15 protein-coding genes and 1 pseudogene are annotated in these 16,817 nt (G+C 61.3%); 10 read left to right on the top strand and 6 right to left on the bottom strand.

Features of this window, described 5'->3' with window-relative positions:
• Positions 1-46: 46 nt before the first annotated feature.
• Complete coding sequence (locus H1204_RS33775) at positions 47-1,486, top strand: MFS transporter (RefSeq protein WP_180734844.1); 1,440 nt, start codon at positions 47-49, stop codon at positions 1,484-1,486.
• Between the two features lie 72 nt (positions 1,487-1,558).
• Here the strand turns inward: H1204_RS33775 and H1204_RS33770 are convergent, their stop codons facing one another.
• Complete coding sequence (locus H1204_RS33770) at positions 1,559-3,739, bottom strand: malate synthase G (protein WP_180734843.1); 2,181 nt, start codon at positions 3,737-3,739, stop codon at positions 1,559-1,561.
• Between the two features lie 57 nt (positions 3,740-3,796).
• Positions 3,797-4,213 (bottom strand): heme-binding protein, encoded by a 417-nt coding sequence (locus H1204_RS33765; protein ID WP_054931768.1) that lies wholly within the window; start codon positions 4,211-4,213, stop codon positions 3,797-3,799.
• A 331-nt stretch (positions 4,214-4,544) separates the two neighbouring features.
• Here H1204_RS33765 and H1204_RS33760 point away from each other — a divergent pair, with 331 nt between their 5' ends.
• The 8 genes and pseudogenes from H1204_RS33760 (at position 4,545) to H1204_RS33730 (ending at position 10,462) form a co-directional block, all read left to right on the top strand.
• On the top strand, positions 4,545-5,309 hold the full coding sequence (locus tag H1204_RS33760; protein ID WP_180734842.1) for a fumarylacetoacetate hydrolase family protein: 765 nt from the start codon (positions 4,545-4,547) through the stop codon (positions 5,307-5,309).
• Positions 5,306-6,064, top strand: coding sequence for a fumarylacetoacetate hydrolase family protein (locus tag H1204_RS33755; RefSeq protein ID WP_180734841.1), 759 nt, complete (start codon positions 5,306-5,308; stop codon positions 6,062-6,064). The genes H1204_RS33760 and H1204_RS33755 overlap by 4 nt, the downstream gene beginning before the upstream one ends.
• Before the next feature lie 16 nt (positions 6,065-6,080).
• Positions 6,081-6,317 (top strand): annotated as a pseudogene (locus H1204_RS51735) (aldehyde dehydrogenase family protein); the annotation flags it as partial.
• On the top strand, positions 6,239-7,537 hold the full coding sequence (gene hpaE, locus H1204_RS33750) for a 5-carboxymethyl-2-hydroxymuconate semialdehyde dehydrogenase (protein ID WP_243468947.1): 1,299 nt from the start codon (positions 6,239-6,241) through the stop codon (positions 7,535-7,537). The pseudogene H1204_RS51735 and the gene hpaE, both read left to right, overlap by 79 nt.
• A gap of 52 nt (positions 7,538-7,589) precedes the next feature.
• Positions 7,590-8,453, top strand: a complete 864-nt coding sequence (gene hpaD / locus H1204_RS33745; protein WP_180734840.1) for a 3,4-dihydroxyphenylacetate 2,3-dioxygenase — start codon at positions 7,590-7,592, stop codon at positions 8,451-8,453.
• Positions 8,454-8,473: 20 nt separating this feature from the next.
• Positions 8,474-8,872 carry a 5-carboxymethyl-2-hydroxymuconate Delta-isomerase gene (locus H1204_RS33740; RefSeq protein ID WP_180734839.1) on the top strand — a complete coding sequence of 133 codons (399 nt, stop codon included), beginning with the start codon at positions 8,474-8,476 and terminating at the stop codon, positions 8,870-8,872.
• Positions 8,873-8,905: 33 nt separating this feature from the next.
• On the top strand, positions 8,906-9,709 hold the full coding sequence (hpaH, locus tag H1204_RS33735; protein WP_180734838.1) for a 2-oxo-hept-4-ene-1,7-dioate hydratase: 804 nt from the start codon (positions 8,906-8,908) through the stop codon (positions 9,707-9,709).
• 138 nt (positions 9,710-9,847) lie between these two features.
• Complete coding sequence (locus H1204_RS33730) at positions 9,848-10,462, top strand: HAD family phosphatase (protein WP_180734837.1); 615 nt, start codon at positions 9,848-9,850, stop codon at positions 10,460-10,462.
• Here H1204_RS33730 and H1204_RS33725 read toward each other — a convergent pair.
• The 3 genes from H1204_RS33725 to H1204_RS33715 all read right to left on the bottom strand — a co-directional run bounded on the left by H1204_RS33725 (position 10,449) and on the right by H1204_RS33715 (position 14,908).
• Complete coding sequence (locus tag H1204_RS33725; protein WP_180734836.1) at positions 10,449-11,450, bottom strand: helix-turn-helix domain-containing GNAT family N-acetyltransferase; 1,002 nt, start codon at positions 11,448-11,450, stop codon at positions 10,449-10,451. The two genes, H1204_RS33730 and H1204_RS33725, sit on opposite strands and share 14 nt — an antisense overlap.
• A 93-nt stretch (positions 11,451-11,543) precedes the next feature.
• Positions 11,544-12,095, bottom strand: a complete 552-nt coding sequence (locus H1204_RS33720; RefSeq protein WP_180734835.1) for a thioredoxin family protein — start codon at positions 12,093-12,095, stop codon at positions 11,544-11,546.
• Between the two features lie 65 nt (positions 12,096-12,160).
• Positions 12,161-14,908, bottom strand: a complete 2,748-nt coding sequence (locus H1204_RS33715) for a glucosidase (protein WP_180734834.1) — start codon at positions 14,906-14,908, stop codon at positions 12,161-12,163.
• Positions 14,909-15,136: 228 nt separating this feature from the next.
• Between H1204_RS33715 and H1204_RS33710 the strand changes: the two genes are divergently transcribed.
• Positions 15,137-16,078: a pseudouridine-5'-phosphate glycosidase gene (locus tag H1204_RS33710; protein ID WP_180734833.1), complete on the top strand. Its 942-nt coding sequence runs from the start codon at positions 15,137-15,139 to the stop codon at positions 16,076-16,078.
• 8 nt (positions 16,079-16,086) lie between these two features.
• Here the strand turns inward: H1204_RS33710 and H1204_RS33705 are convergent, their stop codons facing one another.
• Positions 16,087-16,683, bottom strand: a complete 597-nt coding sequence (locus H1204_RS33705; protein WP_180734832.1) for a molybdopterin-dependent oxidoreductase — start codon at positions 16,681-16,683, stop codon at positions 16,087-16,089.
• Between the last annotated feature and the right edge of the window lie 134 nt (positions 16,684-16,817).

Below are 16,817 nucleotides of genomic sequence, written 5' to 3'. Positions count from 1 at the left end.
GTATCCAAACTAACTAAAGGCTGATGGTGAACATCAGGAGACATTCATGCAGCGCACTATCACAGCAGACAATCCCCCGTTTGCGCCTTCCGATGCACAGACTCATTTGCGCGCCGCTGCGGCGTTGTCGGCGCGGATGGATCGCTTGCCCGTCACGCGGCATCTATGGATGCTCGTGCTGCTGATCTCGCTTGGCGGCTTCTTTGAGGTCTACGATCTGATCTTCACCGGCTATATCGCGCCGGGCATGGCGAAGAGCGGGTTGCTCAAGACCACGACGGAATCGTTCTTCGGCCTTCAGGGTATTGCGGGGTTTATCGCATCGACGTTCGCGGGCCTGTTCGTCGGCACGTTCTGCTTCGGCTGGTTGCCGGACCGCTTCGGGCGGCGCAAGGTCTTCACGATTTCGCTGCTGTGGTATTCGATCGGCTCCGCGATCATGGCGTTTCAGACCTCGCCGGAAGGGCTGATCCTGTGGCGCTTCATCACGGGCATCGGCGTCGGCATCGAGATCGTGACCATCGACAGCTATATCACCGAACTCGTACCTCAGCACATGCGGGGCCGCGCGATGGCGTTCAATCAGGCCGTGATGTTCGCTGCCGCACCTGCCGCCGCGATTCTCTCGTACTGGCTCGTGCCGATTACGTTGGCGGGTATCGACGGCTGGCGCTGGGTCGTGCTGCTGGGCTCGGCTGGCGCGGTGATCGTGTGGTTCATCCGGCTGGTCGTGCCGGAAAGTCCACGTTGGCTCGCAAGTCATGGACACGTCGAACGCGGCGAGCGCGTGGTCAGGAAAATGGAAGAGATGGCCCTAAAGCAGACCGGCCGCGCGCTCCCCGCGCCGCTTCCTGTCGTCGAACAACCGGTGCATCGCCGCGCCTCGCTGGCCGAATTGTGGCAACCGCCGTACCGCTCGCGCCTTATCATGCTGATCGTGTTCAACTTCTGCCAGGCGATCGGCTACTACGGATTCGCTAACTGGGTGCCGACGCTGCTGATCGGTCAGGGCATTACGGTGACGAAGAGCTTGCTGTATTCGTTCATCATCGCGATTGCGCTGCCTTGCGGGCCATTGCTCGCAATGTTGTTCGCCGACAAGGTCCAGCGCAAATGGCTGATCGTCGGCTCCGCGTTTGCAGTCGTCGTGTTCGGGCTGATGTTCGGCCAGGTGAAAACAGTGGTGCCGCTGATCGTGCTGGGCGTGCTCATCAGCCTCGCGGGACAGACCATCTCGGTTTGCTATCACGCGTACCAGGCCGAACTGTTTCCGACGCGAGTCCGTTGCCGCGCGAATGGGATCGTCTATTCCGCGAGCCGCGTCGGTGCGATGATGTCGGGCTTCATGATCGCGCATCTGCTGCGTGAGTTTGGCGTGGCGGGCGTGTTCGTCGGGATTACGGTGTGCATGCTCGTGGTGATGATTTCGATTGGCGGTTTCGGGCCGAAGACGAACGGCATGCGGCTAGAAGAACTGTGCCATTGAAAGCAGAAACGCCGGCGGGCTTTTAAAGACCCACCGGCGTTTTGACTTGATGCAGTCAGGAAGCGCGTGAAATTACGCTTTGCCCGCTGCCTTCAGTTGCAAACGGAACTTGTGCAGCAACGGTTCCGTGTAACCACTCGGTTGCGCGCAACCTTCGAACACCAGCGCGCACGCCGCCTTGAACGCGATCGAACTATCGAAGTTCGGCGCCATCGGTTTGTAGCTCGGATCGCTAGCGTTTTGCTGATCGACGACGGCCGCCATGCGCTCCATCGTCTCGCGCACGAACTCAGCCTTGATGACGCCGTGACGCAGCCAGTTCGCGATGTGCTGGCTCGAAATGCGCAGCGTCGCGCGGTCTTCCATCAGGCCGACGTTGTGAATGTCCGGCACCTTCGAACAACCGACGCCCTGATCGATCCACCGCACCACATAGCCGAGAATGCCCTGCGCGTTGTTCTCGACTTCGCTGCGAATCTCCTCGTCGCTCCATTGCGCGCGCTCGACGACGGGAATCGTCAGCAGCCCGTCCAGCAGTTCATCGCGCACGCCGGCGAAGTCCGTGCGCTCCAGTTCCTTCTGAACCGCCTGCACGTCGACCTGGTGATAGTGCAGCGCATGCAGCGTCGCGGCCGTGGGCGAGGGCACCCATGCCGTGTTCGCACCTGCCTTCGGATGGCCGATCTTCTGTTCGAGCATCGCCTTCATCAGGTCGGGCATCGCCCACATGCCCTTGCCGATCTGCGCGCGGCCGCGCAGCCCCGCAGCGAGGCCGACGAGCACGTTGCTGCGCTCATAGGCGGCGATCCACTTGCTCGACTTCATATCGCCCTTGCGCATCATCGGGCCCGCTTCCATCGAGCTGTGCATCTCGTCGCCCGTGCGGTCGAGGAAGCCCGTGTTGATGAACGCGACGCGCGACGAAGCCTGGCCGATACACGCGGCGAGGTTCACGCTGGTGCGGCGCTCCTCGTCCATGATGCCCATCTTGATCGTGTTGCGCGCGAGGCCGAGCAGATCTTCGACGCGCGAGAACAGTTCGCTTGCGAACGCGACTTCAGCCGGGCCATGCATCTTCGGCTTGACGACATAGATCGAGCCTGTGCGCGAATTGAGCTTGTGCGTGCGGTCGTGCAGCGCGCACAGCGTCGTGACGACGCCATCGAGAATGCCTTCGGGAATCTCGTTGCCGTCGCGGTCGAGCACGGCCGGGTTCGTCATCAGATGGCCGACGTTGCGGATGAACAGCAGCGAGCGGCCATGCAGCTTCACAGGTTGGCCGTTCGCGCCTTGATATTCGCGGTCCGCGTTCAGGCGGCGCGTGAATGTCTTGCCACCCTTCGTGACTTCTTCCGTCAGATTGCCGACCATCAGGCCGAGCCAGTTGCGATAGAGCAGTACTTTGTCGTCGGCATCGACGGCGGCGACCGAGTCCTCGCAATCGATGATCGTGCTGACGGCCGCTTCCATCAACACGTCCTTGACGTGCGCGGGGTCGGTCTTGCCGATCGGATCGTTCGCGTCGATCTGGATTTCGAAGTGCAGGCCGTTGTGCTTGAGCAGCACGGCCGTCGGCGCATTCGCGTCGCCCTGATAGCCGATGAATTGCGCTTCGTCCTGCAGCGTGGCCGTGCCATTCTTCAGTGCAACGCTCAGCTTGCCGTTCTCGATGCGATAGCCGGTCGCGTCCTTATGCGACGCGTTTGCGAGCGGCGCGGCGTCGTCGAGGAACTTGCGCGCGAACGCGATCACGCGCGCGCCGCGTACCGGGTTGAACTTCGCGGTGCGTTCGGCGCCGTCGGTTTCGTCGATTGCATCGGTGCCGTACAGCGCGTCGTACAGGCTGCCCCAGCGCGCGTTCGCGGCGTTCAGCGCGTAACGCTGGTTCGACAGCGGCACGACCAGCTGCGGGCCGGCCTGTTCGGCGATTTCGCGGTCGACGTTGTCGGTCGTCGCTTTCACGCCGGCCGGCGTCGGCACGATATAGCCGATGCTTTCGAGGAAGCCGCGATACGCGCGCAGGTCACGCACCGGGCCCGGATTCGCCCGATGCCATGTGTCCAGTTCGACCTGCAGGCGGTCGCGTTCGGCGAGCAGCGCGCGGTTCTTCGGCGCGAGATCGTGCACAAGGGCATCGAAACCAGCCCAGAACGCGGCGCTATCGACACCGGTTCCAGGCAGGGCTTCCTTTTCGATGAACTGTTCGAGGTTCGTGGCGACCTGCAATCCGCCGCGTTGGGTCAATTGAGTCATGGGCTGTTCCAAGAGGGGCAAATTCGTTGGGTCAAATTCTTCTTGTTGGCGCGGCATTCAGCCGTTCGCGTGGCTGGCAACGGCCGCAGCACCGGCCTTTGCCACTTGCGCATCCTGATCGGCCTTGACGCCGGACACACCGACGGCGCCGATCACCTGACCATCTACCACAACGGGCACGCCGCCTTCCAGCGTACCCGACAGCGGCGCGCTCAGGAACGCGGTGCGGCCGTTGTTGATCATGTCCTCATACTGCTTCGATTCGCGGCGGCCGAGCGCGGCGGTGCGGGCTTTATCCGTCGCGATGTAGGCGCCGACGGGCGCGCAGTTGTCGAGGCGCAGCAGCGACAGCAAGTGGCCGCCGTCGTCCACCACCGCGATCGTGACGGCCCACTGGTTGCGTTCGGCTTCGGCGCGTGCCGCTTCGATGATTTTCGTCGACTCGGCGACCGTCAGCACGGATTTTGTCTGCATGTTGCGATTCCTGAAACGATTGAAGTGAATTCCACCGACAGACCGGCCGCAAGCCGCGCATGCACATGTCAGCCGACGTGCGCGTGCACTGTGGACGTGCACGCGAGGTCCAGTCTTATATATGACTTGGTGTCCATTGTTCCGGGTTCCAGGCGACTTGTCGACCCGGTGGAACACTGGTCATACCAGTTTTTCGCATTCTTTTTGCGGCTCGAAGCACTTGCACGCGCTGCGCCAGGGAAAACCCGCGCAACAAGCCAATGCGCTTGACCGCGACCGGCTCGGCGCGAATACTACTAAGATGTTAGTGAATGACGGATGCAGGCAAGCCATGTTCGCACTCGACGATCACCGGATTCATCTCGCAGCCGAGCCGTTCGCACGCGATGTCGATGCGCTGACCGTAAGCGCGCTGCTTGCGGGTGGATCGATATGCAGGCCGCCTGTGGACGGCACGGTCTACGGAACGCTGCTGAACGATCGTGCCGCGCTCGATGCACTCGGCGACGCGGTCAACGCTGCGCCCTATAAGGCGCCGCCGAAAGCACCCGTGTTGTACGTGAAGCCGCGCAATACATTCGCCGGTCATCACGCGAGCGTCGTGGTTCCGGACGACGAGCAAGGCGTGCAGGCAGGCGGCTCGCTCGGCGTCGTGATCGGGCGTACGGCATGCCGAGTCAGCGTCGAGGACGCGTTGTCGTATGTCGCGGGCTATACGATCGTGGCCGACCTTTGCGTGCCTCACGCAAGCGTTTATCGCCCTTCGGTGAGATTCCGTGCGCGCGATGGCTTTTGTGTGATCGGTCCTGCCGTCGTCGCGTGTCGGCACGTGGCAAATCCCGATGCGCTGCGTGTCGCGATCAGCATCGAAGGAAAGGAGCCGTTCATCGCGAACACGTCCACATCGATTCGCAACGTCGCGCGTCTGATTGCCGACGTGACCGACTTCATGACGCTCGCACCCGGCGACGTGCTGACATTGGGCGTCCCGCACGGCGCGCCCATCGCGCATGCGGGTGACGAAATCAGCATTGCAATCGGCGATTGGCCGCCGTTGTGTTTCTCGATGGCGGCAAAAGAAGGAGACGGACGATGATGCGCGGCCGTGTTGCCTATGCAGGCGCAATCCACGAAGCGTATCCGCACGAACGCGGCGTGCGTCTCGCCGATGGCCGTGTGTGCCGCGAGGATGAAGTCGTCTGGCTTGCGCCCATTCAGCCCGGCACGATCTTCGCGCTCGGACTGAATTACGCGGAGCACGCAAAAGAACTTCAGTTCTCGAAACAGGAAGAGCCGCTTGTTTTTCTCAAGGGCGCGGGCAGCGTGATCGGTCATTGCGGTGTCACGCGGCGTCCTTCCGATGTGACGTTCATGCACTACGAGTGCGAGCTTGCTGTCGTCATTGGCCGGCCGGCGAAAGAGGTGACGCGCGCCGACGCAATGCAATACGTGGCCGGTTACATGATCGCGAACGACTACGCGATTCGCGACTATCTGGAGAATTACTATCGGCCGAATCTGCGCGTGAAGAACCGCGACGGCGGCACGGTACTCGGCCCCTGGTTCGTCGATGCCGCGGATATCGCCGATGTCGCGCAACTCGAATTGCGTACCTACGTGAACGGCACGCTGCATCAGAAGGGCAACACGCGCGATCTGGTGACGGACATTCCCGCGCTGATCGAATACCTCAGCAGCTTCATGACGCTCGCGCCCGGCGACATCATTCTGACGGGCACGCCCGAGGGCGTCGTCAATGTGAATGCGGGCGATGAAGTCGTCTGCGAAATAGACGGCTTGGGCCGTCTCGTCAACGCGATCGTTTCCGACGCGGACTTCAACCGCGACTGATCACTCAGGACCCGCCATGCGAATCGAACATCTGATCAACGGCAAACCGAAGGCCGCGCGCGATTACTTCGAAACGGTGAACCCGGCCACGCAGGAAGTACTCGCCGAAGTCGCGAGCGGTACGGCGGAAGATATCGACGCCGCCGTGCGCGCCGCGAAAGACGCGTTTCCCGCATGGGCCGCAAAGCCCGCCAGCGAGCGCGCGAAGCTCGTGCGCAAGCTCGGCGAGCTGATCGCGAAGAACGTGCCGGAACTCTCCGATACGGAAACACGCGACACGGGCAAACCATTTCGCAAACGCGCAAGCAACTGGTGCCGCGTGCCGCCGACAACTTCACGTACTTTGCGGAGATGTGCACGCGTGTCGACGGTCACACGTATCCGACCGATTCGCATCTGAACTACACGCTGTTTCGTCCCGTCGGCGTGTGCGCGCTGATTTCGCCGTGGAATGTGCCGTTCATGACGGCGACGTGGAAAGTCGCGCCGTGTCTCGCATTCGGCAATACGGCCGTGCTGAAGATGAGCGAGCTGTCGCCGCTAACGGCGTCGATGCTCGGCAATCTCGCGCTGGAAGCGGGCATTCCTGCGGGCGTGCTGAATGTCGTGCATGGCTATGGCAAGGACGCGGGCGAGCCGCTCGTCGCGCATCCCGACGTGCACGCGATTTCCTTTACTGGTTCCACCGCGACGGGCAACCGGATCGTGCAGACAGCCGGGCTAAAGAAGTTCTCGATGGAACTGGGCGGCAAGTCGCCATTCGTGATTTTCGACGACGCCGATTTCGAACGCGCGCTCGATGCCGCCGTGTTCATGATCTTCTCGAACAATGGCGAACGCTGCACGGCGGGCTCGCGCATTCTCGTGCAGAAGTCGATCTACGCGACTTTCGCGGAGCGGTTCATCGAACGCGCAAGGCGCCTGAGCGTCGGCGATCCGCTCAGCGAGCAGACGATCATCGGCCCGATGATCAGCCAGGCGCATCTGGCGAAGGTACGCAGCTATATCGAACTGGGTCCGAAAGAAGGCGCGACCCTCGCATGCGGCGGACTCGACGCGCCGTCTTTGCCTGACGCGTTGAAGCGCGGCAACTTCGTCGCGCCGACGGTGTTCGTCGATGTCGACAACCGCATGCGTATCGCGCAGGAAGAGATCTTCGGACCCGTCGCGTGCCTGATTCCATTCGACGACGAAGCCGAAGCGATTCGACTCGCCAACGATATTTCGTACGGACTTTCCAGCTACGTGTGGACCGAGAACACGGGCCGCGCACATCGTGTGGCGGCTGCTATTGAGGCAGGCATGTGCTTCGTGAACAGCCAGAACGTGCGTGATCTGCGTCAGCCGTTTGGCGGTACCAAGGCATCGGGCGTCGGACGTGAAGGCGGCACATGGAGTTATGAAGTGTTTCTCGAACCGAAGAACATTTGCGTATCGCTCGGCTCGCATCACATTCCGCGCTGGGGCGTCTGATCTTTCCGCACGACGCACAACCCAGCCATTCGCATCTGAAAGGGAGAACACGATGGGCAAGCTCGCACTGGCCGCAAAAGTGACCCACGTGCCTTCGATGTATTTGTCGGAACTGGATGGGCCGCATAAAGGCTGCCGCCAGGCTGCGATCGATGGACATCATGAAATCGGCCGTCGTTGCCGCGAACTGGGCGTCGATACGATCATCGTTTTTGACGTGCACTGGCTGGTCAATAGCGAATACCACATCAACTGCGCGCCGAAATTCGAAGGCGTTTATACGAGCAACGAACTGCCGCATTTCATCAACAACATGGCCTATGCGTATCCGGGCAATGTGCAACTTGGCAAGCTGATCGCCGAAGTCGCAGACGAAATGGGGGTGAAAAGCCGCGCACATAGCGAAACCTCACTTGAACTCGAATACGGCACGCTGGTCCCGATGCGCTACATGAACGCGGACCAACGCTTCAAGACGATATCGGTTGCAGGGTGGTGCATGTGGCACGACCTGCCGACCAGCGCGCGCTTCGGACTGGCCGTGCGCAAAGCCATCGAGGAACGCTACGACGGCACGGTGGCGATTCTCGCGAGCGGCTCCCTGAGTCATCACTTCGCGAACAACGGCACGGCCGAACAGTTCATGCACAAGGTGTGGGACCCGTTTCTCGAACAGACCGACCGGCATGTGGTGTCACTGTGGGAAAAGGGCGACTGGAAAACGTTCTGCGGCATGCTGCCGCTCTACAACGAAAAATGCTGGGGCGAGGGCGGCATGCACGACACGGCGATGCTGCTTGGCGCGCTCGGCTGGGATCGCTATGAAGGCAAGGTCGAAGTCGTGACGCCTTATTTCGGCAGTTCGGGAACAGGGCAGATCAACGCGATTTTCCCCGTTACGCCGCTGCCCGCCTGATCGATCAAGGGAGATTTGCCGTGCCGCATCTCACGCTCGAATACAGCGCCAATCTGGCGAACGAAGACAGCATTGGAACGCTTTGCCGGAAGCTCGCACAATGCCTCGATGCGCAACGCGAGAACGATCAACGCGTCTATCCGCTCGGTGGCATACGCGTGCGCGCGGTGCGTTGCGATGAGTACTGCATCGCGGACGGCAGGCCGGATGCCGCGTTTCTGCACGCGAACCTGAAGATCGGCGCAGGCCGTTCGGAGCATGCAAAGAAGGCAACAGGCGACGCGTTATTCGAGGTCATCAAGCAGCATTTTGCCGATGCATTCGATCACCACGGGCTGGCGCTTTCGCTGGAGATCAACGAGTTCAGCGAGGCTGGCACGTGGAAGCACAACAATCTGCACACGCGGTTGAAGGGCTGATAAAACGCTGAGCGCGACCACCGGGAACTCAACATGTTAGACCAGACGACTATCCGCGAACTCGCCGGGAAACTCGACCAGGCCGAAAAAACGCGTACGCAATTGCGGCATTTTTCCGCTGCCTATCCCGAGATGACAATCGAGGACGGTTACGCGATTCAACGTGAGTGGGTCAAGATGAAGCTCGCCGAAGGGCACGTGATCAAAGGACGCAAGATAGGCTTGACGTCGCGCGCCATGCAGCGGTCGTCGCAGATCGACGAACCGGACTACGCGCCGCTTCTCGACTATATGTTCATCGAAAATGGACAGGACATTCGCGCCGATCGCTTCATTGCGCCGCGTGTCGAAGTGGAACTGGCGTTCATACTCGCGCGGCCGCTCAAAGGGCCCGGCGTGACGCTCACTGATGTGCTCGATGCAACGGCCTATGTGACGCCCGCAGTCGAGATCATCGACGCGCGCATCGAGCAGTTCGACCGCGAGACCAAAGCGCCGCGCAAGGTCTTCGATACGATTTCCGACTTTGCGGCGAACGCGGGCATCGTGATGGGCGGCCGTCCCGTGCGCCCGATGGATGTCGACCTGCGTTGGGTCGGCGCGTTGCTTTACAGGAATGGCGCGGTCGAAGAGAGCGGTCTTGCAGCCGCCGTGCTCAATCATCCGGCGACGGGCGTCGCGTGGCTCGCGAACAAGATCGCCCCTTATGACGAAATGCTGAACGCGAACGATGTGATTCTCAGCGGCTCATTCACGAGTCCCATTCCTGCGCGCGCGGGCGATACGTTTCATGTCGATTACGGTCCGCTCGGCGGCATTGCACTGAATTTCGTCTAACGCTGCCTGGTTCATCGCCGCATTTTTTGAAAACTACCAGGCCGGCCGCACATCAAGGCACAATCAGAACGTCGCGCATTCGACGCCGCACGGCGGGATGCGCCATCGTGTGGATCCTTTTGATGCGGAGCCGGCACCATGAGGTCATCGATCAAGCTCGTGCTGTTCGATATGGAAGGTGTGTTGTCGCATTACGATCGCGCGGCGCGCACGCAACGCATGGCGCAGCTGACGGGCAAGCCACCCGAAGCGGTGCGTCACGCCATCTGGGAGTCGGGCCTCGAAGCGCGTGCCGATGCTGGTGAGATTACCGACGACGCGTATCTTCGCGAGCTTGGCGACATGCTGGGTTGCGCCGTCAGCCGTGACGACTGGCTGACAGCGCGGCATGCATCGATCACGCCGGATACGGAAACGTTAGCGCTCGCCGCTCAAGTGGCCGATCGCCATCCGATCGCCGTGCTGACGAACAACTGCCGGCTCGTCACCGACCATATCGGGTATCTCAATCCGCCCGTCGCGCAGCTATTCGGCGCGCACGTTTATCCGTCGGCGGCATTCGGCGCCGCGAAACCCGCTGCCCAGGCATATCTGGGCTGCGTTCGTCAGCTTGGCGTCGAAGCGAACGCGACGCTCTTTATCGACGACTCCGATGCCAATGTCACGGGCGCCATCGACGCGGGACTGCATGCGTACAAGTTCACCAGTGCGGACGCGCTGTCGGAGGAACTTGCGCGCTTCAATCTGCTTTAGCGCGGGACCGTTTAACAGACGCTTTGTGCCGAACAAAGCGTTGCTCGACGACGGCCTTCCCCCACTGCGTGCCCTCGGCCTCCTCGGCCAGCTGGAAGCAGAACGTTTCATACAAATGACGCGCGGCGTCGAGGCCCTTGAACGTCCACAAATAGGTTTCGTCGAAGCGTTCGTCGACGAACGTCATTGCACGCGTCATCAACTGCCTGCCGATACCTAAACCGCGCAGCGAATCGTCGACGATGAACCAGCGCAAATGCGCGACGCGGGTCTCCGCATTTCCGTCGATGGCGATCGATGCCAGCGTGCGACCGTTGTCCGAGACGAGCCAAAGCTGTCTGCTGGAACCGGGAAGCGAGCCCGCAAACTCGGCCAGCCCTGATGCAACGAGCTTTTCGAAGTACGCGCCAAAGCCGGAATGCTCCGAATAGTAGCGCGCGTGAAGACTGGCGATGTCGCCAATACAGCCGGGCTGATAGCCCTCGATGATCTGCAGGTTTGACGCAGGGGCTGGCTGCGGCTCTTTGGCATCATTGTCCTGCTCGAGCGCGCTTGCGTACAGCGAGAGCGCACGCACCAACGACTGCTGATCGGACGGCGCGAGCTTGCGCAGCGCGCTCGACACCTGATCGGTCGCAAACTTGTCGATCTTCTTGCGCAGTTGCTGGCCCGCTTTGGTCAGGTAAAGCTCCGACGAGCGTGCGTCGTCGCTCGATGCAGTGCGCTCGATGAACCCGGCCGTTTCCAGTTTGGCGACCTGTCTGCTTGCGTTCGACTTGTCGAGCCGTAGCAGATGAGCGAGATCGCGCGCCTGAATGCCCGGCGTCGCGCCGATTTCAAGAATGGCGTGCACGGCCGACGGTGCGAGATCGCTGTCCGCCAGCGTGGCGCGCATGAAACCCAGTTCACGCACGAGCTTGCGCGAGAACTCGCGCAGTTCGAGGATGGTTGAGTCACGGGATTGGATGGGTGTGTCGATGATATCCATGATCTTTGCTCTAGTTGCGCTTCGCAACCACTATAGTTGCGAAGCGCAACTTATGCAAGTCCGGACATGAGAGGCAAGCGAGGGCCTGTTAGCTCACTCTATCTTCCACTTGATCGAACAGCCGAAAGCCGGATACTGCGTGTCGGGTGCGGCACCCGTTTGCGCGACCTGCTGCATGGCCTCGAACAGGTCGCGGCGCGCATCGGGAAGCGGGTCTTTGCGCGAGGCATCCAGTCTGCCGCGATATCGCAACAGCAACCCGGAATCGAAGCCGTAAAACTCCGGCGTGCAGACGGCATCATAGGCGCGCGCAACTTGCTGCGTTTTGTCGAACAGATAGGGGAAAGGCAACTGCCATTCAGCCGACAGCGCGACCATGCGCTCGAACGAGTCTTCTGAATAGGTAATGCTGTCGTTCGAGTTGATCCCGACGGTGCCGATACCCAGCGCCGCGAGATCTCGCGCATCGCGCACGATCCGCGGCAACGCGGCTCGCACGTACGGACAATGGTTGCACATGAAGATCACGACGAGTCCTTTCGGACCGCGTACGTCGTCGAGTGCATAAGTGCGGCCATCGGTAGCGGGCAGCGAAAACGCGGGCGCTGCCGTACCCAGTTCGCCTGGAGGAGATTCAGTACCCATCCATTGCTCCTTGATTTGAAGTGTCGAAGAACCTTGTCTCTTTCCGCAGTTGCAACGCTGACGTGCTAACGCCCCATCGCCGCGGCCATCGTGTCTTCCTTCATTTGCGTTGGGACGGGCACCGCATCGTGCGAGACGTGGGACAGCCTCATCATGCGCGGCTGCAGCAGCAGCGCAACGAGTCCCGTCCACCCTGTCTGATGCGAAGCGCCCACACCACGCCCGTTGTCGCCGTGAAAGTACTCATGGAACAGGATCAGATCCTGTGAACGCGGGTCCGCCTGCAGCATCGGATACGCGGCCATCACGGGCCGCACGCCTTGCTCGTTCTTCATGAAGAGGGTCGTGACGCGCCGCGCGAGATCGTCGGCGACTTCGCTGAGCGACGAGAAGTGGTCCGATCCTGTTGGATGCTCGATGCGGAACTCGTCGCCATAGTAACGATGGAATTCGTATAGCGATTCGATCAGCAGATAGTTGACGGGTATCCACACGGGGCCGCGCCAGTTGGAGTTGCCGCCGAACACGCGCGAGTCCGATTCGGCAGGTTGATATTCGATGCAGACATGCACGCCGTCATGATCGAAAACATACGGTTCCTGGAGATGCACACGCGAGAGCGCCCGCACGCCATACGGGGAGAGGAATTCGTCCTCATTGAGCGCGCGCTTGAGCAGCGATTTCATTCTGTGTCCGCGCAAGAGCGAGAGCAAGGATGTGTTGCCTTTGCCGGATTCCGTCCAGCGCGATACGAGCCGTGCCAGATTCGGCCGGTGATCGAGAAACCATGCGAGCCGTTCGCGCAATCCAGGTAAATGGCCATGTATCTGCTCGTCGAGCACGTGCACCGCGAACAGCGGAATCAAGCCGACGATCGAACGAATGCGCATCGGTACGCGCGCGCCATCTGGAAGATGCAGCACGTCATAGAAGAATTCATCGCGTCCGTCCCACAGTCCTGTATTGCAGACTTCGCCGCCGCAACTGACGGCTTCCGCGATATACAGAAAGTGCTCGAAGAACTTCACTGCGATTTCGACGTACGCCGTGTTCGTCATCGCGAGTTCGAGTCCGATCTGCATCAGATCGAGTGCATACGAGGCCATCCACGCGGTGCCGTCCGCCTGATCGATGCGGCCGCCCGTCGGCAGCGGAGAAGAGCGATCGAAGATGCCGATATTGTCGAGCCCGAGAAATCCGCCCTGGAAGATGTTGCGGTCGTCGGCGTCCTTGCGGTTGACCCACCACGAGAAATTGAGCAGCAGCTTATGGAACATCACTTCAAGAAACTCGTGATCGCCGACACCCGTTATCTCGCGGTCGAGTTCATAGACACGCCACGTAGCCCACGCATGCACAGGCGGATTCGCATCGCCGAATGCCCACTCGTAGGCGGGCAATTGCCCGTTGGGATGCATGTAGCGCTCTTTCACGAGCAGCTGCAATTGCTTCTTCGCAAAGTCGGGATCGACGACAGCGAATGCGACTGCATGAAACGCGAGGTCCCACGATGCATACCACGGGTACTCCCATTTGTCGGGCATCGACACGATGTCGCCGTTGCACATGTGCCGCCAGTCCGCATTGCGGCCACGCCTGCGGCCTTTCGGCGGCACGGGCTGGCCGGGATCGCCGTCGTGCCAGCGCGTCACGTCGAACTGATAGTACTGCTTCGACCATAGCATCCCGGCGAGCGCCTGGCGTTGCACGAGACGCGCGTCGGCATCGGCGATATCGTGCTGAAGCGCCGCATAGAATTCGTCGGCCTCTGCCTGACGGCGCGTGAAGAGCGCGGGCATATCGAGCGGCGCAGCCTCGACAGCGGATTCGGGTCGCCAGCGCAGATACAGCACCGACTGTCCATGCGGGCCAAGCTGGAGAACCGAATGCGCGGCGGCGCGCGTGCCCTTGTCGCGGCGGATCGCGCGTTCGTCGCCATCGACGAGATAGTCGTTGAAGCCGTCCTTGAACGGACCTTCGCCGTCGATGCCGAAAATGCGGCGCGAGTTGGTTTCGTTTTCGCAGAAGAGCCACTCGATGGGCTGCTGCGCTGCTGCCGTCACGATCATCGTGTCGAGCGTGGGATTGCGCGCAATGACCCGCGCGCCTTCGGCTGCATTCGGCTCCAAGGTCAGCGATGGCTTGCCGGGCTTGCCCGACCACGCCCACCGGTTGCGCGCCCAGAACTGCGGCAGCACATGCAGCGTGCCGGGCTGGTCCGAGCGGTTTTCGACGGTCACACGCATGACGATATCGTCATGCGTGTGTTTCGCATATTCGATCCAGACGTCGAAGTAGCGGTTGTCGTCGAACACGCCCGTATCGAGCACTTCATATTCGGGCTGGTCGGCGCCGCGCCGCGCGTTTTCGTCGATCAGGTCCTGATACGGGTACGCGTGATGAGGATACTTGTAGAGCATCTTCATGTACGAATGCGTCGGCGTGCCGTCCAGATAGAAGTAAAGCTCCTTCACGTCCTCGCCGTGATTGCCCTGCGCGTTCGTCAGGCCGAACAGTCGTTCCTTGATGATGGGGTCGTGTCCGTTCCAGAGCGCCAGTGACACGCACCAGTCGAGCGGATCATTGCCGAAGCCGGCGATGCCATCCTCGCCCCAGCGATACATCCGGCTGCGCGCATGGTCGTGCGGAAAGTAATCCCATGCGGTGCCGTACTCGCTGTAGTCCTCGCGCACGGTGCCCCATTGGCGGTCGCTCAGATACGGTCCCCAGCGGCGCCAACGCGCGAGGTCCGGGCCATGAAGACGCGAACCTTCCTTCGACTGGAGCAGATTGATTGCACTTGCAGGCTGCATGGCACCTCCCGGCCGAAATCGATCGTCCGACACGCTCTACATCTGAACGTCTGTGCTTTTCCGTTGTGAGCGCGGCGTGTGCTCTCGGAATCATGATGATATGCGTCAACTCGCTGTATGGCGATTGAAGGGCGTAGCTATCGGTCGGGCCGCATCGATACTGCGTCGTCATTCCGAACGCGCGTTCTGCTGCATACTTGAGCGCATCACATTGCGGAACCTGTCGACATGGATTCGAAGCTCGCACGCTCGTGGTTGACGTTCAGCGCACCTGTGGCGGCCGCGCAGGCGGCCGGCCGCCCGATAGTCGCACTGGAGTCGACGATCATCGCTCACGGTATGCCTTACCCGCAGAACGTGCGGACGGCGCGCGAAGTGGAAGCGGTGATCCGCGATCTCGGCGCTCAGCCCGCGACGATCGCGCTGATCGGCGGGCGTATCCGCATTGGATTGTCGGACGACGAACTCGAGCTGATTGCGCGCTCCGACAACGTGCACAAGGTCAGCCGCCGCGATCTGCCGGCCGTGCTGGCTAGCGGCGGACTCGGCGCGACGACGGTGGCAGGCACGATGATATGCGCCGCGCTGGCGGGGATCGAGGTATTCGTGACGGGCGGCATTGGCGGCGTGCATCGCGGCGCGCCGGAGACCTTCGACATATCAGCGGACTTGCAGGAACTGGCGAAAACGTCGGTCGCGGTGGTCTGTGCGGGCGCGAAATCGATTCTCGACATCGGGCTGACACTGGAATATCTGGAAACGCATGGTGTGCCCGTGCTCAGTTGTGGGCAGGACAATTTCGCCGCGTTTTATACACGCGACAGTGGCTTTCGCGCGGATTTCAGACTCGACGATGCGGCGGAGCAGGCACGCTTCATTCGCGCCAAGTGGGATCTGGGCCTCGCGGGCGGCGTCGTGTTGAGCACGCCCGTGCCCGAGGCGGCCGCCATGCCGTCCGAAGAGATCGACACGTTGACCCGGCAGGCGCTCGAAGAAGCCGCTACGCAAGGCATCACGGGAAAAGCCGTGACGCCGTTTCTACTGGCGCGCATCAAGGCGCTGACAGGCGGGCGTAGCCTTGCGACCAATATCGCGCTGGTAAAACACAATGCCGAGGTCGGCGCGCGGCTCGCGCTCGCGTTGGCCAATCAAGGACAAGCGGCGGCATGAACATGCCTTTATGTCTCGGATACCTGAATCTGATAAAGGCCCCACGGAGACAATACGAAGCGATCCTTGAGCGGCTTTGTTGCGAGTTCCGGAATCTTGTCGGCATCGTAGATTGCCCATAGCGGACCGAGGCCGCCCAAGGGCATCGGCTTGCCATCCATATGCGTCGCGACGATGAAGCGCCACGCGCGAATGTTGTCGAGTGTGGTCAACACTGCGTATCCGTCGACGGCGCGCAAGGAAATCTTCGTGTCGCCCGCGCTGGGTGTGCCGGCCTGCTCGAGTACCTTGGCCAGCAATGGGCCGCTTAGCGTGTGCTGCTTCGCGTCGTACTCGATGGTTGGCTTGATGGTGACGGCGGGCAGACTCGCGAGCGACGGATAGTCGAATGTATAAGCCGACGAGAATTTGACGAGTTGCTTCGCCATCAATGGATCGAATGCCGGATCGAGCGCGCCGCGATTCTCGCGTTTGATCGCGCCGGACACGGTGAGTATCGCGGGAGCCGCAGCGCATGCGGCGGCTTTCGCATTCGTAGCGCCGAGTGCGGGCGTGATGCTGACGCCGATGGCAGCGGCGCTGGTCAGGAACTGGCGTTTTTTCATGTTCGATGGCTCCGCGGATGTCGTCGATGCGTTCGACTCTTATACACCGACTACAAGTCTCTGGCGTTGCCAATAGCATGTTCAGTGAACGCTTCATGAGACGTGCCGTATGTGGCTTTGCGCCTGACGCTCCG

The organism is Paraburkholderia sp. PGU19, from assembly GCF_013426915.1.
Taxonomy (GTDB): Bacteria; Pseudomonadota; Gammaproteobacteria; order Burkholderiales; family Burkholderiaceae; genus Paraburkholderia.
The sequence above is the reverse complement of the archived record's forward strand: the minus strand, read 5'-3'. Positions and strand labels throughout refer to the sequence as shown.